The sequence below is a fragment of the Pandoraea sp. 64-18 genome, from assembly GCF_001899225.1.
Taxonomy (GTDB): Bacteria; Pseudomonadota; Gammaproteobacteria; order Burkholderiales; family Burkholderiaceae; genus Pandoraea; species Pandoraea cepalis.
In genome coordinates, this window is record NZ_MKVU01000006.1 from 364575 (window position 1) to 390181 (window position 25607).

At 64.9% G+C, this 25607-nt stretch carries 27 protein-coding genes; 14 read left to right on the plus strand and 13 right to left on the minus strand.

Annotation, left to right across the window (positions count from 1 at the left end; all coding sequences use genetic code 11):
- Positions 1 to 49: 49 nt before the first annotated feature.
- Genes BGP02_RS04375 through BGP02_RS04405 form a run of 7 tightly spaced genes read right to left on the minus strand, consistent with a single transcriptional unit; the run spans position 50 to position 6802 of the window.
- Positions 50 to 1483 (minus strand): FAD/NAD(P)-dependent oxidoreductase, encoded by a 1434-nt coding sequence (locus BGP02_RS04375; protein ID WP_286797933.1) that lies wholly within the window; start codon positions 1481 to 1483, stop codon positions 50 to 52.
- Complete coding sequence (locus BGP02_RS04380) at positions 1480 to 1788, minus strand: (2Fe-2S)-binding protein (protein ID WP_261938343.1); 309 nt, start codon at positions 1786 to 1788, stop codon at positions 1480 to 1482. Before BGP02_RS04380 ends, BGP02_RS04375 begins: the two co-directional genes overlap by 4 nt.
- Positions 1766 to 2866, minus strand: coding sequence for an NAD(P)/FAD-dependent oxidoreductase (locus BGP02_RS04385; RefSeq protein ID WP_286797935.1), 1101 nt, complete (start codon positions 2864 to 2866; stop codon positions 1766 to 1768). Before BGP02_RS04385 ends, BGP02_RS04380 begins: the two co-directional genes overlap by 23 nt.
- Positions 2867 to 2869: 3 nt before the next feature.
- Positions 2870 to 3685: an ABC transporter permease gene (locus BGP02_RS04390; protein ID WP_039830192.1), complete on the minus strand. Its 816-nt coding sequence runs from the start codon at positions 3683 to 3685 to the stop codon at positions 2870 to 2872.
- 11 nt (positions 3686 to 3696) lie between these two features.
- Positions 3697 to 4635: an ABC transporter permease gene (locus BGP02_RS04395; RefSeq protein ID WP_026131846.1), complete on the minus strand. Its 939-nt coding sequence runs from the start codon at positions 4633 to 4635 to the stop codon at positions 3697 to 3699.
- Positions 4632 to 5711: an ABC transporter ATP-binding protein gene (locus BGP02_RS04400; protein ID WP_017233414.1), complete on the minus strand. Its 1080-nt coding sequence runs from the start codon at positions 5709 to 5711 to the stop codon at positions 4632 to 4634. The genes BGP02_RS04395 and BGP02_RS04400 overlap by 4 nt, the downstream gene beginning before the upstream one ends.
- A 23-nt stretch (positions 5712 to 5734) precedes the next feature.
- Positions 5735 to 6802: an ABC transporter substrate-binding protein gene (locus tag BGP02_RS04405; RefSeq protein ID WP_017233413.1), complete on the minus strand. Its 1068-nt coding sequence runs from the start codon at positions 6800 to 6802 to the stop codon at positions 5735 to 5737.
- Positions 6803 to 6976: 174 nt separating this feature from the next.
- Here BGP02_RS04405 and BGP02_RS04410 point away from each other — a divergent pair, with 174 nt between their 5' ends.
- From BGP02_RS04410 to arsH, 5 genes are all read left to right on the plus strand, one after another.
- Positions 6977 to 7867, plus strand: coding sequence for a LysR substrate-binding domain-containing protein (locus tag BGP02_RS04410; protein ID WP_268566504.1), 891 nt, complete (start codon positions 6977 to 6979; stop codon positions 7865 to 7867).
- Between the two features lie 87 nt (positions 7868 to 7954).
- Positions 7955 to 8290, plus strand: a complete 336-nt coding sequence (locus BGP02_RS04415) for an ArsR/SmtB family transcription factor (RefSeq protein ID WP_017233411.1) — start codon at positions 7955 to 7957, stop codon at positions 8288 to 8290.
- Positions 8287 to 9351 carry an ACR3 family arsenite efflux transporter gene (gene arsB / locus BGP02_RS04420; RefSeq protein ID WP_286797941.1) on the plus strand — a complete coding sequence of 355 codons (1065 nt, stop codon included), beginning with the start codon at positions 8287 to 8289 and terminating at the stop codon, positions 9349 to 9351. Before BGP02_RS04415 ends, arsB begins: the two co-directional genes overlap by 4 nt.
- Before the next feature lie 9 nt (positions 9352 to 9360).
- On the plus strand, positions 9361 to 9783 hold the full coding sequence (arsC, locus tag BGP02_RS04425) for an arsenate reductase (glutaredoxin) (RefSeq protein WP_017233409.1): 423 nt from the start codon (positions 9361 to 9363) through the stop codon (positions 9781 to 9783).
- Complete coding sequence (gene arsH / locus BGP02_RS04430) at positions 9780 to 10544, plus strand: arsenical resistance protein ArsH (protein ID WP_286797943.1); 765 nt, start codon at positions 9780 to 9782, stop codon at positions 10542 to 10544. The genes arsC and arsH overlap by 4 nt, the downstream gene beginning before the upstream one ends.
- Positions 10545 to 10574: 30 nt before the next feature.
- Here the strand turns inward: arsH and mnmH are convergent, their stop codons facing one another.
- The 4 genes from mnmH to BGP02_RS04450 are packed head-to-tail and all read right to left on the minus strand — an operon-like array spanning position 10575 to position 14339.
- Positions 10575 to 11630, minus strand: a complete 1056-nt coding sequence (mnmH, locus tag BGP02_RS04435) for a tRNA 2-selenouridine(34) synthase MnmH (RefSeq protein ID WP_286797945.1) — start codon at positions 11628 to 11630, stop codon at positions 10575 to 10577.
- On the minus strand, positions 11627 to 12271 hold the full coding sequence (locus BGP02_RS04440) for a tetratricopeptide repeat protein (protein ID WP_286797946.1): 645 nt from the start codon (positions 12269 to 12271) through the stop codon (positions 11627 to 11629). The genes mnmH and BGP02_RS04440 overlap by 4 nt, the downstream gene beginning before the upstream one ends.
- A gap of 23 nt (positions 12272 to 12294) precedes the next feature.
- Positions 12295 to 13800, minus strand: coding sequence for a glycosyltransferase family 2 protein (locus BGP02_RS04445; RefSeq protein WP_017233405.1), 1506 nt, complete (start codon positions 13798 to 13800; stop codon positions 12295 to 12297).
- Positions 13797 to 14339, minus strand: a complete 543-nt coding sequence (locus BGP02_RS04450) for a cytochrome b (RefSeq protein ID WP_157211427.1) — start codon at positions 14337 to 14339, stop codon at positions 13797 to 13799. Before BGP02_RS04450 ends, BGP02_RS04445 begins: the two co-directional genes overlap by 4 nt.
- Before the next feature lie 348 nt (positions 14340 to 14687).
- On the opposite strand from BGP02_RS04450, the gene BGP02_RS04455 reads away from it, so the two are divergent.
- On the plus strand, positions 14688 to 15512 hold the full coding sequence (locus BGP02_RS04455) for an isocitrate lyase/PEP mutase family protein (protein WP_286797948.1): 825 nt from the start codon (positions 14688 to 14690) through the stop codon (positions 15510 to 15512).
- A gap of 173 nt (positions 15513 to 15685) precedes the next feature.
- Here BGP02_RS04455 and BGP02_RS04460 read toward each other — a convergent pair whose 3' ends face one another.
- The gene (locus BGP02_RS04460) at positions 15686 to 17074 is read right to left on the minus strand and encodes an MFS transporter (RefSeq protein WP_286797950.1); all 1389 of its coding nucleotides are present in this window, start codon (positions 17072 to 17074) and stop codon (positions 15686 to 15688) included.
- A 472-nt stretch (positions 17075 to 17546) separates the two neighbouring features.
- On the opposite strand from BGP02_RS04460, the gene BGP02_RS04465 reads away from it, so the two are divergent.
- The 5 genes from BGP02_RS04465 to BGP02_RS04485 all read left to right on the plus strand — a co-directional run bounded on the left by BGP02_RS04465 (position 17547) and on the right by BGP02_RS04485 (position 21691).
- Positions 17547 to 18218, plus strand: a complete 672-nt coding sequence (locus BGP02_RS04465) for a DUF1345 domain-containing protein (protein WP_017233401.1) — start codon at positions 17547 to 17549, stop codon at positions 18216 to 18218.
- Between the two features lie 230 nt (positions 18219 to 18448).
- Entirely contained in the window at positions 18449 to 19894 is a 1446-nt protein-coding gene (locus BGP02_RS04470) for a cytochrome ubiquinol oxidase subunit I (RefSeq protein WP_261938336.1), read from the plus strand.
- Positions 19895 to 19933: 39 nt separating this feature from the next.
- Positions 19934 to 20932: a cytochrome d ubiquinol oxidase subunit II gene (cydB, locus tag BGP02_RS04475; protein ID WP_017233399.1), complete on the plus strand. Its 999-nt coding sequence runs from the start codon at positions 19934 to 19936 to the stop codon at positions 20930 to 20932.
- The gene (locus tag BGP02_RS04480) at positions 20916 to 21101 is read left to right on the plus strand and encodes a hypothetical protein (RefSeq protein WP_157211419.1); all 186 of its coding nucleotides are present in this window, start codon (positions 20916 to 20918) and stop codon (positions 21099 to 21101) included. Before cydB ends, BGP02_RS04480 begins: the two co-directional genes overlap by 17 nt.
- Positions 21102 to 21112: 11 nt before the next feature.
- The gene (locus BGP02_RS04485; RefSeq protein WP_051060136.1) at positions 21113 to 21691 is read left to right on the plus strand and encodes a YbhB/YbcL family Raf kinase inhibitor-like protein; all 579 of its coding nucleotides are present in this window, start codon (positions 21113 to 21115) and stop codon (positions 21689 to 21691) included.
- A gap of 78 nt (positions 21692 to 21769) precedes the next feature.
- On the opposite strand, the gene folE is transcribed toward BGP02_RS04485, so the two are convergent.
- Positions 21770 to 22336, minus strand: coding sequence for a GTP cyclohydrolase I FolE (gene folE, locus BGP02_RS04490; protein WP_150564032.1), 567 nt, complete (start codon positions 22334 to 22336; stop codon positions 21770 to 21772).
- A gap of 182 nt (positions 22337 to 22518) precedes the next feature.
- Here folE and BGP02_RS04495 point away from each other — a divergent pair, with 182 nt between their 5' ends.
- From BGP02_RS04495 to BGP02_RS04505, 3 genes are read left to right on the plus strand one after another with little or no spacing between them, the layout of a single operon-like run.
- On the plus strand, positions 22519 to 23484 hold the full coding sequence (locus tag BGP02_RS04495) for an HlyD family secretion protein (protein WP_502688462.1): 966 nt from the start codon (positions 22519 to 22521) through the stop codon (positions 23482 to 23484).
- Positions 23481 to 24464, plus strand: a complete 984-nt coding sequence (locus tag BGP02_RS04500; RefSeq protein WP_017233395.1) for an ABC transporter ATP-binding protein — start codon at positions 23481 to 23483, stop codon at positions 24462 to 24464. The genes BGP02_RS04495 and BGP02_RS04500 overlap by 4 nt, the downstream gene beginning before the upstream one ends.
- Positions 24461 to 25603, plus strand: coding sequence for an ABC transporter permease (locus tag BGP02_RS04505; RefSeq protein WP_017233394.1), 1143 nt, complete (start codon positions 24461 to 24463; stop codon positions 25601 to 25603). Before BGP02_RS04500 ends, BGP02_RS04505 begins: the two co-directional genes overlap by 4 nt.
- Positions 25604 to 25607: the final 4 nt, after the last annotated feature.

The following is a 25607-nucleotide window of genomic DNA, read 5'->3' on the forward strand; positions in this document are numbered from 1 at the left end:
CTCCAAAAGAATCAAAAAAGTAGCGGGTGGGAGGCGCGAGTCCCCTCACCTACTTGGGAAAGTCTGCACGTTCGCTCAGGACGTCGGCGCCGCCGACCGCGGTGGCCAACTCGCCCAACGTCACCGGCTTGATCGGAGGACGGATGCGATAGTACCCGACCTCCGGCACCGCACAGCCCTGCGATTGCGCCAGCAGTTCGGCCACGGTCAAGCCGCAGAACCGGCCTTGACAAGGCCCCATGCCGCAACGCGAAAAACTTTTCGTCTGATTCGGACCGACACAACCCAAGCCCGCCATGCGCCGCACGTCGCCCGCCGTCACCTCCTCGCAGCGGCACACCAGGGTGCTGTCGTCGGCCGGTATGCGAAACGCCTCGGCCGGCCGGTACAGCGCATCGAGGAAGGGGCGGATCGCCGTATGTGCCGCCAGCTCACGGCGCAGCGACAGCGCGCGCGAGTCGCGCTTCGCAGCGTCGAGCTTGCCGAGCTTCACCGCGGCCTGCACGGCAGCGAGTCGTCCCGAGGGTTCGGCGGCAAGCGCACCGGCGATACCCGCACCGTCCCCCGCGACGAAAATGCCCGGCAGGCTCGTCTCGCCCCAGGCGTCCGTCTTCGGATGCCAACACAGTTGCGCGTCGTCCCACGCATGCTCGCACCCGATCGAGCGCGTGACCTGCGTGTTCGGAATCACCCCTTGATGCAGCAACACCAGCGACGTGTCGATGCGCTCGGTACGCCCGCCCACGACATACTCGATGCCCTCGGCGTGCGTGGTTCCCAGCACGCGCAGCGCTTCGACATGTTTGACGTGCCGCACGCCCGCCGCACGAATGGCCCGCAGCAGCTTGAAGCCCTTCATCAGATACGACGGCGCGCGCAACGCCCCGCCCGCGTGACGCAACGCCTCGCGACGCCCGCTTGCCTCGGCCGTGTCGAGAATGGCGCGTACCGGCACGCCGGCATTGATGAGCTGCCAGGCAAACAGATAGAGCAATGGGCCGCAGCCGGCGAGCACCGCCGGGGAGTCGGGCACCAGCGCCGACGCCTTGAGCAACGTTTGCGCCGCCCCCACGCCCATTACGCCGGGCAACGTCCAGCCGGGAATCGGGAACGGTCGTTCTTGCGCGCCGCCAGCGAGCACGATGGCGCCGGCCTCGATCTGCAGCGTTCCGCCGCCCGCGCCCTGGCGCGTGACCGACACGCGTCTGTCGGCGCCGATCTGCCACGCGAGCGTCTGCGGCCAATAGGCGATGCCGGCCGACGTAAAGGCATCGACGAGCCCACGCCCACGAAGATAGTCCGGCCCGAGCACGCCCGGGTCGGCCAGCGGCGAGCGGCTCACGCTGCGATAAATCTGTCCGCCGGGCAACCCGTTCTCATCGACGACGAGCGGCTCGAGCCCATGACGCTTCGCTTCGAGCGCCGCCGCCAATCCCGCAGGCCCAGCCCCGACGACCAACAAATCCACGACTTTCGTGCTCATGCCACACTCCTCGCACCGTTCATTCGACGCACCTGCATGCCTTCGCGCACCGGTGTCATGCACCCCTGCCGGTTGGGCACGCCGTCGATCTCGACGAGACAATCGAAGCACACGCCCATCATGCAGAACGGCGCGCGATCGCTGCCGGTGACCGGTGTGGTCCGACACGCTGTCACGCCCACGAAGAGCAGCGCGGCCGCCACATTCATGTCGCTCGGCACATCGACCGGCGTGCCCTCGAAAAATACTTTCACCGTCGCGCCATCCTTGCGCGCCAGCGACTTAAGCAGCGAAACGTTTGGCATAGAAATGATCCAGTAGCGCAGGACGCGGCGCGCCGAGAATCCACGGCGCGAGGGTTTCACAATGCGCAGCGGCAAGCGTCACGCCGCTGTGACAGGTCGCGAGGAACGCGCCCGGACAGGCCTCGGAGGCCTCGTAGATCGGCAGACCGTCGTCCGTCATCACCCGCAACGCCCCCCACGCGCGCACCACGCGCACGTTCTTGAGCAGCGGGAACGGTGCAATACCGCGCCGGGCGATGTCGGCGAGCACGTCGGGCGTCACACCGTCGTTGAAGCCCACGTCTTCGGCCGAGTCGCCGAGCATGACCGAGCCCTCGACGGTCTGACGCACGTAGATGGTCGGATAGTCGAGAAACGGCTTGACGCGCTCGGTCACGATGATCTGGCCGCGCAACGGTTTGACTGGCGCGCGTAGACCCACCATCGGCGCGAGATCGCGATTGCCCAGACCGGCCGCAAGCACGACGCGGCCGGCTTCCAGCGACACGTCGCCCATGCTCACGCGAAACGCGCTGCCCGTCTGACGAATATCGGTCACACGCAGGTTCGGTGCATACTCGCCGCCCGCCTGCTCGAACGCGGCGAATAGTGCGCGCAGCGTGTAAAGCGGGCTGACGTGACCGTCGTTCGGAGAATAGATGGCACCCACCACGTCGGGGCCGATGGCCGGCAGACGCTCGGCAAGCGCCTTGTGATCGAGCACTTCGTACCGGAGGGTCGGTTCGGCCTCCTGCAGCTTGCGCATGTTCTCGACCTTGCTCGCCAGCTCCTCCGGCGTCTGGGCGATGTTGAACCCGCCGGGACGTTGAAAGCCGATGGAAACGCCGGTGCGTGCGAAGAGCTCGTCAGCCAGGTTCTGCCACATGTTGGCGGAGTGCAGCGACCAGCGGGCGTAGTCCGTGCACGTACCGCCTTTGCCCTGCACCCAGACCAGTCCGAAGTTGCCGCGTGCGGCTCGCAGCGAGTTGTCTTCGCCATCGCACACGACGACGCGTTGCCCGCGCTTGGCAAGCCCGTAGGCAATCGCCATGCCGACCAGGCCGCCGCCGATGACGGCGATATCGTAGGTTTTTTGCATGTTTTAGTGATTTCCGATCAGAACCTTGTTCAGCCCGTAGACGCGATCGAGGATCAGCATCACCGCCAACGTCAGCCCGATGAGCAGCGTGGAGATGGCGGCCACACTCGGGTCCACTGTCTCGCTCATGTTCATGTAGATGCGCACCGGCAAGGTGATCGTGGTGGGCGCCGTCACGAAGATCGTGGCCGTCAGTTCGTCGAAACTGTTGATGAAAGCGAGCACCCATCCGCCCGCCAGCCCCGGCAGGATCGCCGGTAGCGTGATGCGGCGGAACGTCGTCCAGCGTCCGGCGCCGAGCGAGCGCGCCGCACGTTCGCTTTCGTCGGCCTGCCCCACGAGCGCCGCCATGATCAGGCGCAGCGCATACGGAAAGATCAGCAGCGCGTGGCAAGCGACGAGGCTCACGAACGAGCCGCCCATGTTCATCAACGTGAACAGCCGCAGGAACGCAATGCCGAGCACCACCGGCGGAATCATCAGCGGCGAAAGCAGGAACGAGTTGATCGCGGCGCGCCCCGGAAAGCGGTAGCGCGCCAGCCCCATCGCCGCCGGCACTGCCAACACCGTCGACACGGTGGCCGACGTCACCCCCAGCCACAGACTCGTGCGCAGCGCCGACAGAAAGTCTTCATCGTTCATGAGCGACGCGAACCAGCGCAACGAAAAGTGCCGCGTCGGAATGGACAGGAAGTCGTCCGGCGTGAAGGCGACCAGACACACCACGACCAGCGGCGCGAGGATGAAGACGAGAAACACGACGTGAAACGCGATCGCCCCCACGCCATTGCGGTCGTACCGAGAGTCTTGTTGATTCATCTGTATTCCCCTCAGCCCAGACGGCGCGTAATGCGCCGCTCGATGGCGCGGTTGTATCCGGTGATGATGGCCACGTTCACGATCAGCAGGACGATGGCAATCGCGGCCCCCAGCGGCCAGTTCAGCGAACCGAGGAACTCGTCGTAAGCCGTGGTCGCGACCACTTTGAGGCGACGGCCACCAATCAGCGCCGGCGTTGCGAAGGCGCTCGCCGTCAACGCGAAGACGATCAGACTGCCGGAGAGAATGCCCGGCGTGATCTGTGGCAACACCACCCGCCACATCACCGTCGCACGCCCTGCCCCGAGCGAGCGCGCCGCATGCGCGACGGCCGGATCGAGCCGGGTGAGCGAGGTCCACACCGAGAGCACCATGAGCGGCACCAGCACATGCACCAGCGCCACCGTCACCGCGCCCATCGTGAAGAGCAGCTGCAAGGGATGTCCAATCAGCCCGAGCTTCAAGAGCACCGTGTTCACCAGCCCCTCGCGGCCCAGCAGGATCGACCAACCCAGCGTTCGCACAACGACCGAGATGAGCAGCGGCCCGAGCACGAGCACCAGGCAGAGCGAGCGCCACGGATCGCGCATGCGGAACAGGAAGTAAGCTTCGGGCACGCCGACCAGCACGCAGAGCACGGTCACGCCGACCGAGAGCAGCAAGGTGCGCAGGAAGATCTCGTAGAAATAACTGTCCGTGAGAATGTCGGCATAGTGCTGCAGCGAGATCGTCGGCAGCACGCCGCCCAGGTTCGCGTCGAAGCCATGCAGGCTCAACACGAACGTCAGGACGAGCGGTACCGCGAGCAGCACGAGGAAGTACAGCGTCGCCGGCATGACGAGCGCCCAGGCCGAGCGGCGCTGGCTGGCGATCTCCGGCGAAATTGCCGCCGTCGCTTTCATTTCCGGCATGGCCGATGCCTCCGGTGGCGTGGACGTCGCAGCACTCATGCCCCCTCCCGCACGAGACGCAAGGCATCGTCGGCCCAGTCCAGCCCCACCGCTTCGCCGTCGTTGGCTGCCACCACGCCATCGTTGGACACGAGCACACGCAGCTCGCCCAGGGCCGTCGATACCGTAAGCACCCAATGGTTGCCGTGGAAGCTGCGCTGGCCCACTCGGCCCGCGAGCCGCCCCGCCGTCGCCGACGTCAGGCGAATGCGTTCGGGCCGCAGACTGAATGTCGCCGGGCCATTGCCCTGCGCCGCCGATGCCTGCCCCGCATGCGCGGGCGACACGGCGAGCCGGTGCCCTTGTGCGTCGAGCACCGCCACGCCGCCGCGCACATCGAGTTGACCGGAGATGAGATTGGTCTGCCCGATGAAATGCGCGGCGAACGTGGCGCGCGGGTCTTCATAGACCTCATGTGGCGTATCGATGCGCACCACATGCCCAGCGTTGAGCAACACCACGCGATCGCTGATCGCAAGCGCCTCGGCCTGATCGTGCGTCACCATGACGGTCGTCGTGCCGACCTTGCGTTGAATCGCGCGCAACTCGTCCTGCATCTGCTCACGCAGCTTGGCGTCGAGATTCGAGAGCGGTTCGTCGAGCAACAGCACGGGCGGTGCGATCACCAGCGCCCGGGCCAACGCCACACGCTGACGCTGGCCGCCTGAGAGTTCGCGCGGATAACGCTGCGCGTGCTGGCCGAGATGCACCAGCTCCAGCGCGTCCTGCACGCGGCGCTGCTTCTGCCCGGGGTCCACGCGGCGCATGTCCAGACCGAACGCAACGTTCTGCGCCACGGTCATGTGGGGGAACAGCGCGTAGCTCTGGAACACGATCCCGAGTCCGCGCTTTTCCGGCGGTACCGGCGTGAGGTCGCGGCCCTCCAGCAGAATACGACCGCTGCTGGGGGCGACGAATCCGGCGATCATCTGCAACGTGGTGGTCTTGCCGCAGCCGGACGGGCCCAACAGGGAAATGAATTCGCCCTGTTCAATCGAAAGATCGACGCCCTCGACCGCGACGGTCTCACCGAAGCGCTTGCCGAGTTGCTCGAGACGCAAATATGGAGTGCTCATGACGCTTAGGGTCTCCGTGCGACTTAACGCTCGATCTGACGGTTCCAGCGCTGCGTCCACTCAGCACGCTTCGCGTTGACGACATCCCAGTCGACACGGATGAGCTTGTCGATCTGTGCGGGCGACGGCACACGTGCAGCCACCGCCATCGAGAGTTGCGTCTTCTTGTTCGACGGCGCAACGCCTGCACTTTCGGCAAGAATGGCCTGGGCCTGCGGCGAGAGAATCATTTGCACGAACTTCTGCGCCAGCGCTTCGTTGGCGGATTTGTCTACCACGCACATGCCCATGGCAAGCGCCACCGCCCCTTCCTTCGGATACACGAACTCGGCCGGAATGCCCTGTTGGCGCAACGCCTGAACGCGGCCGTTGCCCCACACGGCGATGGCGACCTCATCCGATTGGAACAGCTCGGCGATCTTGCCCGGCGACGGATCGAACGACAGCACGTTCGGCGCGATCTTCTCCATCGCGCGGAAGCCCGGTTCGATGTTGCTGTCGCTGCCGCCGTTGATCTTCGATTCGACCAGCAGCCCGTGCAGGCCATACGTGTTCTTGATGCTCGGCATCACGAGCCTGCCCTTGTACTTCGGATCCGACAGGTCCTGCCACGACGTCGGCGCAGGCCAGCCCTTCGCCTGGAACACGCGCGTGTTGTAGGCGATGCCTGTGGCGATCAGGCCGGCCGCCACGGCGTTGCCGCCCTTGAACTTCGCGATGTCGTACAGATCGTGATAGACGGGCGCGTCGGCGAGCTTGCCGCAAAAGCCCATCTGGAGGGCCTGATACATGGGGCCGTCATCGAGGAAGACGACATCCATGCCGGCCTTGCCTTTTTGCGCCTGCAACTTCGCGAGGTTGGTCGTCGAATCGCCGGGCACGATCACCACCTTCGTGCCGGGGTTCGCCTGCTCGAAACTGGGAATGACGTCCTTCTTGAGCATCTGTTCAAACGAACCACCGTAAGCGCCGACATACAACGTGGTGTCGGCGTAGGCAGCGCTGGCGCCGAATACCGTTCCGGCGACACCGACCGAAATGGCCGCGGCGCGGGCAAGCTTGCGAAGCGTTTGGGGAACGACAGTCTTCATCGATAAGCTCCTTGCGTGAAGTAGGGTTATGTGATGTTATGGCCCGGCAATTTCAAAAAACCCACAACCAGTTGCGTGGTTTACGTAGGTTCATTTTCGACGCAAGCACCGTCAAATCACATTTTTTCGCCCGCCCATACATAAATGTTATGGCGTGAGGGGGATGAGGTTCCCATGAAGATCCGGCAGTTGGAGGCATTTCGCGCGCTGATCCTGCGCCAGACGGTCACTCGGGCGGCGGACATGCTCCACGTTTCGCAACCGGCGGTCACACGTCTGATCAACGATCTCGAGGCGGATATAGGGTTTTCCTTATTCGACCGGAGCAACGGCCGACTGAACCCGACGCCCGAAGCGATGGTGCTGTTCGAGGAGGTTGAGCGTTCGTTTGCGGGCATCGATCGCATTGCGCAGACGGCCGAGCAGATCAAGTCGCTGCGGCGCGGTTCGCTGCATGTCGCTGGCGCTCCCGCGCTCGCGCTGGAGTTCCTGCCCACCACGATGACGGAGTTCATGCGCGAGCATCCGGGCATCAGCACGACGTTGCTGATTCACGCGTCGAGCATCGTTATCGATATGGTGGTCGGGCGGCGTTGCGATGTCGGGTTCATCGCGCACCCGATCACGCATGCCGGCGTGAACATTGAAACGCTGCACCGCGCCCCCATGCGTTGCATCCTGCCGCACGGACATCGACTCGCGGATCGCGACGTGATCCATCCTGAGGATTTGCGCGGCGAATCGTTCGTGTCGTACCCGAAGGAGTTCGATGGGCGGATGTATATCGACCAGATCTTTGCCGAGCGACGGATCGATCGGGTGATGAGCGCGGAGTCGCAACTGTCCGCGGCGATTTGCGTGCTTGTGCAGCACGGCGCGGGCGTGTCGATCATCGACCAGGTGACGGCCCGGTACGCGGCGGGACGCGTCATCGTCAAGCCGTTCGAGCCATCGGTCTTGTCGGGCTTCTCGCTGGTCACGTCGAACCAGCACCCGCCCTCGCAACTCGCGGAGGCCTTCGTCGAGTTCACGAAACAGCGCATGATCGAAGCGTTCGGCGATTGAGACGCTCCCAACGCTCGCGCTTACTCGCCCAACATCGGATCGCGACAACAATTTGCAATAATTCCATATTTCCACTACATTCGAAATATGGAAACCAATACCGCGCTCGAAGCGCTTGCCGCGCTTGCCCACGCCGTTCGTCTGGCGGTGTTCCGCCTTCTGATGCAGGCCGGCCCCGAGGGCCTGCCCGCCGGGCGCATCGCGGAACTCTTGGACATGCCCGCCTCGTCGCTGTCGTTCCACCTCAAGGAACTGCATCGCGCCAAGCTGCTCGCCAGCCGCCAGGAGGGTCGCTCGATCATCTACATGGCGCACTTTGAAACCATGAACGCGCTGCTCGGCTACCTCACGCAGAACTGCTGCGGCGGTGTCCCCTGCACGCCCGCCTCGTTCTGCAACGTCGTTGCGGAGTCCAGCCAATGAGTGCCTCACCCAAAGCCGCGCCCGCGCTGCAACCCCCGAGCATCAGCTTCTTCGAGCGGTATCTGACCGCCTGGGTCGCGCTATGCATCATCGCGGGCATCTTGCTCGGTCAATGGCTACCCGGCCTTTTCCACGCCATCGGCGGTATGGAAGTCGCGCAGGTCAACCTACCCGTGGGGCTGCTCATCTGGGTGATGATCATCCCGATGCTGATCAAGATCGACTTCAGCGCGATGGGCCAGGTCGCCGGCCATTGGCGAGGCATCGGCGTCACGCTGTTCGTGAACTGGCTCGTCAAGCCATTCTCGATGGCGCTGCTGGGGTGGATCTTCGTGCGCCATGTGTTTGCCGCGTGGCTGCCCGCCGACCAACTCGACAGCTACCTTGCCGGCCTGATCCTTCTGGCCGCCGCGCCCTGCACCGCCATGGTCTTTGTCTGGTCCCAGCTCTGCAAGGGCGATCCCTACTTCACGCTCTCTCAAGTAGCCCTCAACGACACCATCATGGTCGTGGCCTTCGCCCCGGTCGTCGGCCTGCTGCTCGGGTTGTCCTCGATTTCCGTCCCCTGGGATACGCTCATCACTTCGGTCGCGCTTTACATCGTCGCCCCGGTCGTGATCGCACAAGCCATCCGACGCGCCCTGCTGGCCCAAGGAGAAGCGACGTATCAACGTGTTGTCGGGGCATTGGGACCCTACGGCATCACGGCGCTGCTCGCCACGCTCGTGCTGCTCTTCGGGTTCCAGGGCAATGCCATCGTCGAGCAACCGCTGATCATCCTGCTGCTGGCCGTCCCGATCCTCATTCAGGTGCTGCTCAACTCAGGTCTGGCGTACTTGCTCAACCGCAAGCTCGGTGTGGCGCACTGCGTCGCCGGTCCGTCAGCACTGATAGGCGCCAGCAACTTCTTCGAGCTGGCGGTCGCCACCGCCATCAGCCTCTTCGGCTTTCAGTCGGGCGCAGCACTCGCCACGGTCGTCGGCGTGCTGATCGAGGTGCCCGTGATGCTGCTCGTGGTCGGGGTCGTCAATCGCTCGCGGCACTGGTACGAATCGAAATAAGGAAACGTCATGTCCGTCACTATCTATCACAACCCGGCCTGTGGCACATCGCGCAATACGTTGGCGCTCATCCGCAACGCAGACATCGAACCCACGGTCATCGAGTACCTGAGTGCCCCTCCGACGCGCGAGGTACTGCAAAGCCTGATTCGCGACGCCGGACTCACCGTGCGCGAAGCGCTCCGGGAGAATGGCACGCCCTATGCAGAACTGGGCCTCGCCGATCCGGCCCTCACAGACGACCAGCTTCTCGACGCCATGCTCGCGCACCCGATCCTGATCAACCGCCCGTTCGTCGTCACGCCGCTGGGCGTGCGGCTGTGCCGCCCCTCTGAAGTCGTGCTCGATATCCTGCCCTCGCCGCAAAAGGGGGCCTTCACGAAAGAGGATGGCGAGGCCGTCGTCGACGCCAGCGGACGGCGAGTGAAATGAGCACCACGCTGCCCAACGTCAGTCGCGCGGTGCTCGACCTGCCGGATCTTCGCAAACTCGAGCCCCGAAGCGTCAGCCCCCACCCTCCCCGCATCCTGTTGCTCTACGGTTCGTTGCGTGAGACGTCGTACAGCCGGTTGCTGGTGCAGGAAGCCGAGCGCCTGCTGCAGCACTTCGGGGCCGAAACGCGCATCTTCGATCCCAAGGGGTTGCCCTTGGCCGATAGCGTGCCGGCCGATCATCCGAAGGTCGTCGAACTTCGCAAGCTCTCGGCGTGGTCGGAAGGCCAGGTATGGTGCAGCCCGGAGCGCCATGGCACGCTAAGCGCCGTCTTCAAGAACCAGATCGACTGGCTGCCGCTGGAGATCGGCAGCCTTCGGCCAACACAGGGGCGCACGCTCGCCGTGATGCAGGTCTGCGGCGGCTCGCAATCCTTCAACGCGGTCAACGCGCTGCGCATACTCGGCCGGTGGATGCGCATGGTGACGATCCCTAACCAGTCCTCGGTTGCCAAGGCTTATCAGGAATTCGATACGACGGGCCGCATGAAGCCATCGTCCTACTATGATCGGGTCGTCGACGTGATGGAAGAACTGTACAAGTTCACCCTTCTGGTCAGGGATCGCACCGAATACCTCACGGACCGGTATAGCGAGCGCAAGGACGCAGCCCCAGCCACCGCGACGGCACTCGCCGCGGCCGCCATGTCTCATGAGCGAGACGCGCAGATCGGCGACACCGACAGCGGCGAAGTCGAATGAGCGACGTCGAGCCAGCCGCGAACGATGGGGTCAAGCCATCCCGCACTGCGTAAGCAATGCCCGCGCCTGTGCGCCCAGATCTTGCGCCGTCGGATGAAACGGAAACGGGAGGGCGTTGCGCACCCCCTGCAACATCTTGCGCGAGCTTCGCGAATACGCCGGATCGTAGTGCCGGGTAATGAGCACCTCCGAGAGTTCGCGTTGCCGCCCCTCGTCGAGCAACGTCAGCCATTGGTCGATGACCGCCCGTCCATGCAGCGGTACCAGCCGGAGAAGCTGCGTGCGAAAGTCTTCCGGCCGCGCCAGCAAATGGCCGTACTCCTGCATCAACAGGTCGACCCGCGCGTCGAGCGCCACGCGAACCTCGACACACATCGTGGCCCCGCGCAGCGACGACATCAACGACTCGGGCAGCGTAATCAGTCCGATCCTGCGGCTCTCCGCTTCGACGAACACTGGCCGCGTCGGATCGAGCCCGCGCAACGCGCCGATCAGCGAGGTATCGAACGCCTTTTGCGACGGCTGCGCGACGCCCGGCATTGCCCCAAGCAGTGACCCGCGATGCTTCGCCAGCGCCTCGAGATCGAGCGTTTGGGCACCCACGTCGGCCAGCGCGTGCAGCAGACGGGTCTTGCCGCTGCCCGTGTGCCCGGCCAGCACGATGTAATCGAGCGTCGAGGGCAGCGTGCCGAGCGACGACACAACGTCGCGCCGGTACGCCTTGTACCCGCCGTCGAGCTGGCGCGCACGCCAGCCGATCATGTTCATGATGAGAGTCATCGACTCCGATCGCTTGCCGCCCCGCCAACAATAGATGAGCGGCCGCCAATTGCGCGGCTGGTCGGCGAACGTCGTATCGAGATGGGCGGCGATGTTGCGCGCCACCATGGCGGCCCCCACGCGCGAGGCATCGAACGGCGATACCTGCTTGTACATCGTACCGACGATGACCCGCTCTTCGTTGCTGAGCACCGGCGCGTTGATCGCCCCGGGAATGTGGTCGTCGGCAAATTCGAGCGGTGTGCGAACATCAATGATGTCGTCGAAGTCGCCCGCGCTTTCCAGGGAAACGCGCATCGGGTTCATCGTGCCCCCGCCGCCAGTTGCCCGCAGTGCTTCCCGTACGGGGTGCGCGATGTCGCCTGCGCACGCACGGCCTCGTCCAGGCCTGCGCGCACTTTTGCGGCACGATCGATGATATGTGTGGCGGCGTCGGCGTCGCCCGCGCCCCCCAGGGCCAGCGCGTAGTCGTCGAGCACCTCGGCGTAAGCGAACGGCACCTTGCGGGCCAGCTCCATGCGATCGAGCGCGTCCAGCGCCCGGCTGAAGTACTTCGCCGACGCCGCGTACTGCCGCTGAACCAGCGACAGTCGCGCCAACTCGATCAACGCCGGATACCGGTAGTGCCCGGTGAGGATATCGAGATCGTACGCAAGGCTCAGCTCGCGTTCGGCTTCGGGGTAGTAGCAGGTCACCCCCAGCGCCCGGCCATAGTCGAAGTGCATGGCCGCGCGATGCGACGCCGGCCAGCCCGACTGGTCAGCCACAAGCACCGCCTGCCCGAAGGCCCGGCGTGCGCCGTCCCAGTCGCCGCGCACCTCGGCCGCGCCCCCCAGTGCAGCGTAGTCGGGACCGGACGGCTTGCGCTCGGGGACACTACACCCGGCCACGCTCAACAGGCCGCTGAGCGCGCATCCCATCACCCACCCCGTTGAAAATCGAATCATTTGAAGAAAACACTGCCGGAAAATCATTCCTCGCGGGACACCCCCGTCCCGCGCTCGCCCGACAGGATACCGCGTCGCACCTGAACGCCCCAACGCTGGCGTCCGGTCAGGAAGTGCCCCCAGCCCAGCGCGGCGCCCGTGTGTCGCATCAGTTGGAACGAAAACGGCTCCAATACTGCCGCGACAAGCGCCCATCCGAAGCTCGTACCGGTGTTGTGTCCGGTCCAGCGGCGGTACGCATGCACCGACCAGAGATGAAAGCCGAGATCGATGCCGATCTTGCCGAGAATGATGCCCGAGACCGGCAGCAGCACGCCGACATGACCGTCGAAGGCGAACGAGACGAGCAGCGCGAACGCGGTGAGCCCGTAGATCGGCTGAAGCGTATCGAATGCCTTTACCGGCAACATCCAGCGTCCGAGATTGCCATAGCGGCCGTTGCCGACCATATCGCGATACCAGTATTGCGTCTGGAGAAACCCCGCAAACCAGCGGCGACGCTGACGCAGGAAGCTCGTGAGCGTGCTCGGCGCATCGGTGATCGCTTGCGCACCGCCCACCACGCGCACCTCCCATCCAAGCCCATGCGTGACCGAATAGCGACGCAGGCGATGGATCAGTTCGTAGTCCTCGACAAGACAAGCCGGATCGAATCCGCCAACGGCCAGTACCGCCTCGCGCCGGAAACACGCGAACGCGCCCGAAATCAGCAGCAGGCCGTCGGCGTGCATCCAGGCATAACGCGAGATGAAGTTTCGGATGTACTCGTACGTCTGGAAAAGCTGTAACACGCGCGCGCTCGCCGTGCGGCCGCACACCGGCGTGAGCACGCCAGTCGCGGCCACGAGCCCGGGTCGACGCGCGAACGCGGCGTGCATCGCGGCGCACGCCTCGGCGTCGAGCAACGTGTCGGCGTCGACCGTCATCACGATGTCCGTATCGATATCCACGAGCGCCGCGTTGAGCGCACGCGCCTTGCCCCCGTGCGGCACGCGCAGCCATTGCAGATTCGGGTAGCGCGCACTCGGTGCGCTCAGCCCGCCTTCGCCGGGGTCGATGAGCCCATACTCGCCCGTGAGCAATGCGAACGTGCCATCGCGCGAGCCGTCGTCGGCGATGACAATGGCGTCCGGGACCCGTCGCCCCGTCATCAGCGCGCGCAACGTGACCGGCAACGCCGCCGCCTCGTTGTGCGCCGCGACCACCACGCCGAGCGTCAATCGAACGGCGGCGCCTTCATGACCTGCGTCAGAGGAAGTCTCGTCGGGGTCGGGGCGCATCAGACGCCACGCTTGCCAGAATACGAATGCCAGCAGCACCGTGTCGTACGCGACATAGGCGACCCCGGTGCCCCACGCGAACACGCCCTTGAGAAAGAATGCCTGCGCGAACAACAGACACCACAGCGCTGCCACGCCCGTATGCACCAGCCAACTCGCCAGCGGCGTCGGCGGTCGCGTGAAGCGCGGTGAGTGAAGCTCGCGGGCCACTTCGAGCCGCGACGCCTTCCCCGTTGTTTCCGCGCTCACGGCAGCATCCGGCCAAGCACCGGGTGGCGGTCGATCCACTGATGCTTGAGCGCCCCGCCAATGTGCAACGCCAGCAGCACGTACAAGACATAAGCACAGTAGGTATGGACGTTACCCAGCAAGGTGTGCCAGTAGTCCTTGCTCGCATCGCTCAACGCCATCAGAAAACCCATGCGCGGGAACGGCACGATGCCGAACAGCACCAGCGGATGGGTCGAGGCGGCGACCCACGCCGAATCGTGCGCCCAGCCCGTGAGCGGCAGCACGACGATCAAGACATAAAGCAGCCAATGCGCGAGATGCGCCGCCGTGCGCTCCCATGATGCAAACACGTGCGAGAGCGCGGGCGGACGATGTGTCGCGCGCCACAGCACGCGCAGAATCGCGAGCCCCAGCACGGTAATTCCGATGGACTTGTGCAGATCGATCCAGAAGCGCACGTCGATTTTTTCGAGCGTGGCGTCGGACAGCAAGGCAATCGTCTGGCCGATCGCGATGTTGCCGAGCATCAGCAAGGCGACCGCCCAGTGCAACACCATCGCCACACGGGTGTACTTGGCGTCGTCGTGCAAGGCCACGCCGCTCGGGGGGGCAGACACGGACGTCGCGGAGGGGGGCTGAGAATTCACGTCGGTGATCCTGAAAATACAGAAGAGGATGATTACATAACGCCAATGGAATCGCGCTTATTCCTGAAGTTCCCTCGAAAAACGTGTTACACGGGATTACACGCTGCGCGCGGGTGTACGAGATAAAAACATCTGACGGTCGATATTACGCCTTGGATCGCCTCGGGGCTGCCTTGCGAGGCCGGTGCAAAACCGCGATGATCGGGCTTACGTGCGCGGCGTGAGCGGAGCTGCGCCCCCCCCTACAGGAGACACACCATGTCACGTAGCACCGCCGAAAAACGCGTCGCGTTTCGCGAACTCCACCTCGCCGGTTGCTTTGTTATCCCGAACCCCTGGGACGCCGGCAGCGCGAGGTATCTCGAACACGCGGGCTTCAAGGCGATTGCCTCGACCAGCTCGGGCTTCGCCTGGTCGACCGGGCAACCCGACAATGGCGTGACACGCGACACCGTACTCGCGCATTTGCGCACGCTCGTCGACGCCACCGATCTACCCGTCAATGCCGACTTCGAAAGCGGCTTCGGCAGCACGCCCGAAGAAGTCGCGCACAGCGTGAAGATGGCCGTGGCAACAGGCGTGGCCGGCTTGTCCATCGAAGACTCGACGGGCGACGTCAACGCGCCGCTCTTCCCGCTCGACCAAGCCGTCGCGCGCATGAAAGCCGCGCGCCGAGCAATCGACGAGACGGGCGGCGACACCCTCCTCATCGGTCGTGCAGAGAATTTCTTCGCGGGCGTGCCCGATCTCGACGACGCCATTGCACGCCTTCAAGCCTATGCAGAGGCAGGTGCCGACTGCCTCTACGCACCGGGCATTCAATCGGTCGAGCAAATCCGGGCCGTCGTCACGGCCGTGGCGCCCAAACCGGTGAACGTGCTGATTGGCACGACGTCGCCGATGACATTGCAGGCGCTTGCCGAACTTGGCGTGCGGCGCGTGAGCGTGGGCGGTGCACTGGCTCGCGCGGCATGGGGAGGCTTCATGCACGCCGCGCAGGCGCTCGCCCAAGGACGCTTCGACGGGTTCGACGGCGCCGCCAGCGGCGCCACGCTCAACGGGCTGTTCCGGCAGGGCGTGTGACGTGTGATGCTTCTGGCGCACAGGCACGGTGCCATTGGGCTACAGGGGCCGATGGATGGGGAAACGCGCCGGCCGGTCTGGATTGAGACATCGAGCGCGAAGCTGCGCCAGAAAACCAAACGGCCCGTCGTGCCGAAGCATCGACGGGCCGCGAGTGCGCGAACGCGTTTCGCTTATTCGACGTGCGCCACACCGCCTGCAAGCACCGCGCCACCGACCATCTCCGCGGGCAGTGCCCACGACATCCAGCGCGTGCGCAGGGCGACGACCAGCAAGAACGCCAGCGCCGCCAGTGCGCCGAACGTGGCGAAGCCCATCTGGTAACTGCCCGTCGATTCCTTCGCCATGCCCATGATGACCGGCAGGTAGAAGCCGCCAATGCCACCGGCCGCGCCGATGATGCCCGACATCAGCCCCGTCTTGCCTTGCCAGCGTTGCGGCACGAGCTGGAACGTGGCGCCGTTACCGAGACCGAAGCACAGGTAGATCAGCACGAGCAGAGCGACACCGGCACCTTGCGGGGGCATCCACGCGGCAAAGACAAAATCGATGACCGAAATCGCCGCGAGCAGCAGCACCAGCGCGCGCACGCCAGAGATTCGGTCGGCCACCATTCCGCCGATGGGACGCACCAGCGCACCGAGGAACGCGAGCAGCGACATGAACAGCCCCGCCTCGATGCGCGGCATGCTGTACAGCGAGATGAGCAGCGTGGTCACATACGACGACATGCCGACAAAACCACCGAACGTGATGCTGTAGACCAGCATGATGACCCACGTGTCCCGTTCGCCGAGCACGCCGCGATAGTGACGCGGCAACACGGCAATCGCCAGCAACGCGCCCAGCACCGGCAGCAGCAACACACCGGCCTTGCCTTCGCCGAATGCGCCGGCATGCACGCACAACACGAGCGCGATTAGACCGATCACGGTAATGAAGAAGCTCGTGAACGCGCGCGGCGCGCTGCCCGACTTCACACCCTGATCCTTTGCCCAGAACACCAGCGCCAGCGCAGCAAGCGCGAGCAACGGCAGGGCGGCACCGGCCGCTCGTGCCCAGCCGTAGTGCTCGGCCAGTCCCGGGAACATGAAGCCATCGAGCACCGCGCCAATGTTGCCCGCCGCGGCGAGACCCAACACCAGCCCCTGCACCTTCGGCGGATAGTTGCTGCCTGCCATCGGCAACGCCACGGCGAAGCTCGCGCCGCCGATGCCGAGGAGCACACCGAGTACAAGCAGCAGCGTGTACGACGGCGCACCCGGCATCAGCAGCAGCACGACCGACGGAATCGCCGACAAGGTGATGCCCATCAACGCGATCTTGCGACCGTCGTAGGCCTGATACAGGTTGCCCAGCGTGACGCGCAGAATCGCCGCGCCCAGCACCGGCACCGCCACGAGAAAGCCCGTTTGTGCGGGCGTCATCGCGATGTCCTTGCTGATGAACGGCGCCAGAGGGCCGAGCATCACCCAGACGGTGAAACCCGTGTCGAAGTAGAGAAAACACGCAACCAGCGCGCGCCAGTTGCCACTTTTCAACGATTGCGTGAGCGTGCTCATGGATACCCTCGTGTTCGTATGCCCAAAAAAAAAGCGCCCCGAAGCCGTATGCCTGTGAACAGGCCTATGGCTTCGGGACGCCGTTGCCCCGAAGTCCGCGCTCGCGCGGAAGTCATGCGTGCGGTGCAGAAAATTCGCTTGTCTTCTCTCGGCCGTCGTTGGCCTTGCCTACTGCTTAGCAAATGGCGTGCCATGTGCTTGCCAGAATAGGCTCGAGACTGGGCGAAGCCCCGCAGGACAAGGCGAGGCAGGATGTCGAGGTCATCAGAAAAATCGCGCAATCGGCCGCGCGGCGTTGTGCGCGCGACGCCCCCGGTGACACCGCAACGGGCACGATGCCGCATCGCGATGCGGCGGCGCACCACAACTGTGCCGCCCGCCTGCCGAGCAGGCCGCATTTCCGCCCACGACCGGCGAATGACCGGGTTGGTGGATAATCGAACCGCCCATCGCCACCGTCCAGACATTGCTCATGAACGCCAAGCTTTTCCCGCATCTGCTTCGCTTCCATCCGCGACTGCTCATCGCCATCGCTCTCGGCGTGCTTGCCGGACTCTTCGTCCAGGTCTTCGTGAGCGGGGAGTTCAGCACGATAACGCGCATATTGATCGGCTGGAACACAGGCGCCTGGTCCTATCTCGCGATGATCTGGCTCATGATGGTCACCGCCCCCAAGCGCAGCATCGAGCGCTTTGCCGAGCAGGAAGACCAGAGCGCGGCCATCGTGCTCACCGTGGTCAGCCTGTCGGCCATCGCCAGTGTGGCCGCCATCATACACGTGCTGGCGAGCGCCAAGACCGGCGCCCCGCATCAGGCCTCGGAGCATGTGCTGTTCGCGGCCGCCACGCTCATCGCCGGATGGTTCCTCGTGCCGACGATCTACACGCTGCATTACGCGCGGTTGTACTTCACGGATACGGAGTCGCCCTTCGCGCTGGCCTGGCCCGAGCGCGACTGCGATCCGGATTACTGGGATTTCCTGTATTTCTCGTTCACCATCGCCGTCGCCTCGCAAACCGCAGACATCGCGCTGACATCGCGCCGCATGCGACGCACCGCGCTCGCGCAGGCCGTTCTCTCGTTCTTCTTCAATCTCGCCGTGCTCGGCCTGTCGATCAATATCGGCGCCGGATTGCTCGCGTAGCGCCCGCCTGCGTGTGACATGAGGTCGCACCCGGCGAGGACGCGAATCCCCACAAAAACAGACCACTAGCGCAAATCGACGTGGCAATTGATGCCGCGTCAATGCGCCGCATGTGACGTCTTGTCACGCGTGCTGCGGTGCAGCACGTCCTACCATGCAGGCAAACAAGGGGCGGTCGGCAGTGAGGGTCGCCCTATAGACAGGGTTGGTTTGCCTACATTGATCACGACATGACTGCCGCTCCAGAAGCTGTCGACCTCGCGCGCCTGCAATTCGCGTTCACGGTCTCGTTTCACATCGTATTTCCCGCCGTCTCCATTGGTCTGGCGAGCTTCATCGCCGTGCTGGAAGGTCTCTGGCTCAAAACACGTCAGCCGCACTATCTCGATCTGTGTCGCTTCTGGTCGAAGGCCTTCGCGGTTTGCTTCGGCATGGGCGTCGTCTCCGGCGTGGTGATGGCCTATCAGTTCGGCACCAACTGGTCGGGCTTTTCGAGTTTCGCCGGCGCGGTCACCGGGCCGCTGCTCACTTACGAGGTGATGACCGCGTTCTTCCTCGAAGCGGGCTTTCTCGGCATCATGCTGTTCGGTTGGAACCGCGTCAGCGAGCGTGCGCACTTCGCCGCGACCTTGTGCGTGGCCGTCGGCACGTTGATTTCGACGTTCTGGATTCTCGCGTCGAATAGCTGGATGCAAACGCCGCAGGGTGTCGAGATCGTCGACGGCCGCGTGGTCGTGCTGTCGTGGTGGGACGTCATCTTCAACCCGTCCTTCCCGTATCGGCTGGCGCATATGAGCATCGCGGCGTTCGTCGTGGCCGCGCTGGTCGTGGCGGGCACCGGTGCATGGCACTTGCTGCGCGGGCGCCGCGACCCGGCCGTCAAGACCATGTTTTCCATGGCCATGTGGCTGCTGCTGATCTTCGCCCCGTTGCAGGCCGTCGTCGGCGATCTTCATGGCCTGAACACGCGTGAGTACCAACCGGCCAAGCTCGCCGCCATCGAAGGGCTTTGGGATACGAAGACCGGCGGCACGCCGCTCAACCTGTTCGGCTGGCCCGACATGGCCGCCGAGACCACACGTTATGCGCTTGAAGTACCGCACCTGGGCAGCCTCATCCTCACGCATCGCTGGGACGGCGAGATTCGTGGTCTGAAGGAATTCCCGAAGGACGAACGCCCCAACGTGCCGCTGGTGTTCTGGAGTTTTCGCATCATGGTCGGTCTCGGCCTCGCCATGATCGCCGCTGCGCTAGCCGCCGTGTGGCTGCGCCGTCGCGGCACGCTCTTCACGTCGCGCCGCTTCGCCCGCGCCATGCTCGTCCTATCGCCGACCGGCTTCGTTGCGTTGCTGGCGGGTTGGGTCACCACCGAAGCCGGACGCCAGCCGTGGGTCGTCTACGGGGTGATGCGCACCGCGCACGCCGTGTCGCCGGTGAGCGCCCAACAGGTGCAGGTCTCGCTGCTGGTGCTCGTGCTGACCTACTGCCTCGTGTTCGGCACGGGCATCTATTACCTGCTCAAGTGGCTGCGCGTCGGTCCGGTGTTGCCCGGCGAGCCGTCGGCGGCGTCCGGCAGCGATCACACGTCGCCACGCGGCCACCTCGCGGCGCAAACCGCCCCCGCCCTGTCCGGGCTATCCGGACGAATGGACACCGACGGCGCGCACGCCACTTGATCGCCCCCCATCACGACATCGACGTTACCGAGACTTCTCATGGATCTGACTTTGGCGTGGGCCGCCATCATCGCGCTCGGCCTGTTTCTCTACGTGGTGCTCGACGGCTTCGACCTCGGCATCGGCATTCTTTTCCCGTTCTTCCCCGACGCGCGCGAACGCGACACGATGATGCACTCCGTCGCCCCCGTCTGGGACGGCAACGAAACATGGCTCGTACTCGGGGGCGCCGGATTGCTCGCCGCGTTCCCAATGGTGTATTCGGTACTCCTCTCGGCGCTGTATCTGCCGCTCGTGCTCATGCTCGTGTGCCTGATCTTCCGCGGCGTGGCGTTCGAGATTCGCGGCAAGTCGCAGCGCACCCGGCCGTGGTGGGATCTCGCATTCATCGGTGGCTCGGCCGGCGCAACGTTCTTTCAGGGCGTCTCGCTCGGCGCGTATCTGTCGGGCATTCCGGTGGAGAACGGCCAGTTCGCGGGCGACGCCTTCGCCTGGGTCACCGCCTTCAACCTGTTCACCGGGCTGGGCCTGGTCGTGACGTACGCGCTGCTCGGCGCCTGCTGGCTGATCGGCAAGACCGAGGGCGATCTGCAGCGACGCTTGCGTGTGCTCGCCTGGCCGCTGACGCTCGGGCTCGTGGCCACGATGGCCGTCGTGTCGCTGTGGACACCGCTGCGCGTGCCGCTCGTGGCAGATCGCTGGTTCGCCGACCAGTGGTTCTGGCGCTGCCTGCCCGTGCCGTTCCTCGTGGCGGGCGCCACGCTCGTCATGCGCCGCGTGCTGCGCCGCTCGCACGATGCCACGCCCTTCTGGCTCGCCATCGGACTCGTGTTTCTGGGGTACAGCGGGCTGCTGATCAGCGCGTATCCGTACGCGATTCTCCCAGGCATCACGCTGTGGGACGCCGCCGCCCCGCACTCGAGTCTGTCGTTCACGCTATGGGGCGCGGCCTTCATTATTCCGGTGATCCTCGGCTATACGATGCTGGCCTACTGGGTATTTCGCGGCAAGGTGGCTCACGATGCGCACTATCACTGACCTCGTGCGGCCCGCCGTGCGCCAGCGGCGCGAGCGAGCCGTCGCCCACCCCGCCTGGCGGGTGCGGTTGATTGGCTGGGGATGGTTTGTCGCGCTCTGGTGCGCCGGTGTGGCCGGCACCGCCCTGCTTGCACTACCATTCAAGCTCATCATTGCATCTGCCAAATAGGAGGCGTGCTTATGAATCGACTTTCATCCGCTACGGGAAAGCAATCGTTGCGAATCGCCGGCGCGGCAGCCGTGGCCGTGATGCTCGGCACCGGCGCGGGGGTGGCCTGTGCCGAAGGCATGAGCGTGTCGTCGAGCGCGTTCGCCGACGGCGGCATGCTGCCGGCGATCCACGCCGGGCTGGGCGAGTGCGGGGGCAAGAATGTGAGCCCGCCGCTCGCGTGGCAGCATCTGCCGCAAGCCACGCGCAGCGTGGTCATCACGATGAAGGACCCGGACGGCGCGAAAGGCGGCGGCGTGGTGCATTGGCTCGCCTACAACATTCCGGCGACCGTCTCGTCGCTCGCGGCCGGGGCGGGCAATGAAACGAACGAGCACGTCACGCTGGGCAAGAACGTCAGCGGCGCAATGGCCTATCGCGGCGCGTGTCCGCCGGTCGGCGATTCGCCGCATCACTACATCATTACGGTGACGGCCACCGATCTGGAACCGGGCCGTCTGCCGCCGGGGCTCGACGCCAACGGTCTGACTGCTGCGCTGGCCGGTCACACGTTGAACGGCTCGACCGTCGTGGCGCGGTACGGCCGGTAAGCGCTCGCCGTCGCACAGCAAAAAAAGCGCTGGCGGGACATCCCCGCCAGCGCTTTTCGTGGGTACGCCTTCCTGCGACTATTTGTCGCGAGCGAGCGCGAGAAACTCCGTGCGCAACGCCAGGTTCGGCTGCAACTCACCGAGCATCGCCGACGTCACAGTCTCTTCCCCGGCCGTGCGAATACCCCGGCTTTCCATGCACATGTGACGACACGACACCACCACGCCGACTGCCTTCGGTTGCAGATGCGTCATCAGCGCTTCGGCGATCTGCGTGGTCAGGCGCTCCTGCACTTGCAGGCGGCGCGCAAAACAGTCGACCAGACGCGTGAGCTTCGACAATCCGACGATCTTACCGTTGGGCAGGTAGCCGATGGTCGCCTTGCCGAAGAACGGGGCAAGATGGTGCTCGCAATGGCTGTAGACGGGAATCCCTCGTACGACGATCAGTTCGTTGTATTGCTCGGCGCCGTCTTCGAAGACCTTGAGCACTTCGGCCGGATCCTGGCCGTAACCGGACGTCCATTGACGCCAGGCCTTTTGAACGCGCGACGGCGTTTCGTGTAGACCGGGGCGGTTCGGGTCTTCGCCGATGTGTTTCAGGAATCGCTTCCAGTCGTTTTCGTCGAACGTGTCGTGAGACATATCAATCAAGCTCCTTGCATGAGGTCCGGTGCGCTGCGCTGTTAAGGTTCGCGCGCCCCGTGCGCCGCCGGACATGTGCGCACAATAGCAGAGAGTCCCTGCCCGCGCATGGCGACGGATTGCCCGTTGCCCCGCTTTTGCGCTAAGGTGACAGCGAACAACCGCAACGCACGAGGCGCGTCATGCCGGCAAGCCCCCGCATGTGCACTAACGCGATCACCCTTGCCGCCATGGCCGCGCTGGCTGGCTGCGGCGACCACTCCGCCCGGCCGTGGCAAGGCTATGTGGAGGGCGAATTCGTCTATGTCGCCTCGTCGCAGGCCGGCACCCTGACTACGCTGTCGGTGACCCGCGGCCAGGAGGTCAAGGCGGGAGAGGCCCTCTTCGATCTCGACGCCACTTATGAACTGGCCGCACAGGCCCACGCGCGCGAGACGCTCGCCAGCGCCGAGGCCCAGTTGCGCGATCTCGAAACCGGCAAGCGCCCCGACGAGATCGCCGTCGCTGCCGCCCAACTCAAGCAAGCCATCGCCGTGCGCGACAAGTCGCTTGCGCAGTTCGACCGCGATCAGGCGCAATACGCCGCCGGCGGAATTGCCCGCGAACAGCTCGACGCCAGCCGCGCCGACGCCCGCAGCAGCAGCGCCCGCGTGCAGGAGTTGCAGAGCAGTCTGGCGGTCGCGCGACTGCCGGGCCGCGACGCGCAGCGCCAGGCGCAGGCCGCTCAGGTCGATGTGGCACGCGCGGCGCTTGCGCAGGCCGACTGGCAACTCGCGCAGAAGCATGCCGTCGCGAGCGCCGCCGGGCGCGTGTACGACACGATGTACCGCATCGGCGAATGGGTCGCGGCGGGCAGCCCCGTCGTGCGTCTGCTGCCGCCGGGCAACATCAAGGTGCGCTTCTTCGTGCCGGAGACCGCCTTGGGTACCCTGAGCGCGGGGCAGACCGTGCACATCGCCTGCGACGGATGCGGCGCAGTCGTACCCGCCCGCATCACGTACGTCGCCCATCAGGCCGAGTACACGCCGCCCGTCATCTACAGCAACGACACGCGCGACAAGCTCGTCTACATGATCGAAGCACATCCCGCCGCGGCAGACGCCGTCAAACTCAATCCCGGGCAACCGGTGCAGGTGACGCGCCCATGAACGGCCGCGATGCGCGCCCGCGTGAGATTGTCGCCCCCTCGGCCGACGAGGGCCGTCTCGCGATCGATGTGAAGGGTCTGAACAAACGCTTCGGCGACAAGCATGTTGTCAAGGATGTGTCGCTGCAAGTGCAGCGCGGCGAAATCTTCGGTTTTCTCGGGCCGAACGGCAGCGGCAAGACAACCTGCATTCGCATGATGTGCGGCTTGCTCACCCCCGACTCGGGCAGCGGCACGTGCCTCGGTTTCGATATCGTGCGAGAGAGCGCGCAGATCAAGCGTCACGTGGGCTACATGACGCAACGCTTCTCGTACTGGGAAGACCTGACCATTCGCGAGAACCTCGACTTCGTGGCGCGCGTGTATGGCATGCCGAACCGGCGAGACGCCGTCGAGCGAGCCATCGAGCGGCTCGGCCTGACGGGCCGCGCAAAGCAACTGACCGGGTCGCTCTCCGGCGGCTGGAAGCAGCGCCTGGCGCTCGCGGCGTGCATGCTGCACGAGCCGCAGGTGCTGCTGCTCGACGAACCGACCGCCGGCGTCGACCCGACCGCCCGGCGCGACTTCTGGGAGGAATTGCACGAGTTGGCCTCGCGCGGCATCTCGGTTCTCGTGAGCACGCATTACATGGACGAGGCCGAGCGCTGTCACAAGCTCGCCTACATCTCGTATGGCGAACTGCTCGCGCAAGGCACGGCCGCCGAGGTCACCGCTCGCCAGCAGTTGTCGACGTGGCGGGTGCATGGCGAGAACCTCATCGATCTGGCGCGCGAGCTGCGCGCACAACCCGTGGTGGCACAGACGGTCGCCTTTGGCGATACGCTGCATGTGAGCGGGCGGGATGCCACCGCCCTGGACAAGTTGCTGCACGACCTGGCCAGCGAACGAGGGCTGCGGGTCGCGCCCATCGACACGAGCCTGGAAGACGTGTTCATTTACCTGATGAGCCACGCGAAAGACAACTTCGGAGACAAGGCGTGAGCGCGCCGCTCGGGTTCTCGATCGCCCGGTGGTGGAGCATCGTGTGCAAGGAGTTCCTGCAACTGCGCCGCGACCGCGTGACGTTTGCGATGATCGTGGGTGTGCCGCTTGTGCAACTGGCCCTCTTCGGCTTCGCCATCAACTCCGATCCCAAGCATATGCCGACCGCGACGCTCGTGGCCGACGACAGCGAGTTCACGCGCAGCTTCATGGCCGCGATGGAGCATTCGGGATACTTTCGCTTTACCGAGGCGTTGACCAGCGAAGATGCCGGACGCGCCGCTCTCGCGCAGGGGCGCGCGCAGTTCGTGCTGAACATTCCTGCCGATTTCACTCGCCGTCTGTTGCGCGGCGAGCGGCCCGCCGTGCTCATCGAGGCCGATGCGACGGATCCAATGGCAATGGCCTCGGCGCTCGGCGCCTTGCCAGCCATCGCCCAGTCCGTCGCGCAAAAGGACCTGACGGGGCCGCTTGCGAATCTGGCCGGCTCGCAGGCGGCGTTCGACGTGCAGGTGCATCGTCTCTATAACGCGGAGGGCATCACGCAATACAACATCATTCCCGGCCTGATGGGGGTGATTCTGACGATGACGCTTGCGATGATGACCGGCATTGCCATCGTGCGCGAGCGCGAGCGCGGCACGATGGAGAACCTGCTCGCCACGCCGGTATTGCCCATCGAAGTCATGACCGGCAAGATCGTGCCGTACGTCGCCATTGGCTTGCTTCAGGCGACCATCATTCTGATCGCCGCGCGCTTCGCCTTTCATGTGCCGTTCGAAGGCAGTGTCGTCGCGATCTATCTCGCCGCGCTGGTGTTTATCGCGGCCAACCTGATCGTCGGGATCGCGTTATCGTCGTTTGCACAGAACCAGTTGCAGGCCATGCAACTCACCGTGTTCTACTTTCTGCCGAGCATGCTGCTCTCGGGCTTCATGTTCCCGTTTGGCGGCATGCCCGCGTGGGCGCAGGCCATCGGCAACCTGCTGCCGCTGACGTATTTCAACCGGCTCATTCGCGGCATTCTGCTCAAGGGCAACGGCTGGGCCGATGCGTGGCACGATCTGTGGCCGCTGCTGGCCTTCTCTGCCATCCTCATGATGGTGGCCGTGAAGTTCTACAAACGTACCCTCGACTGAGGCG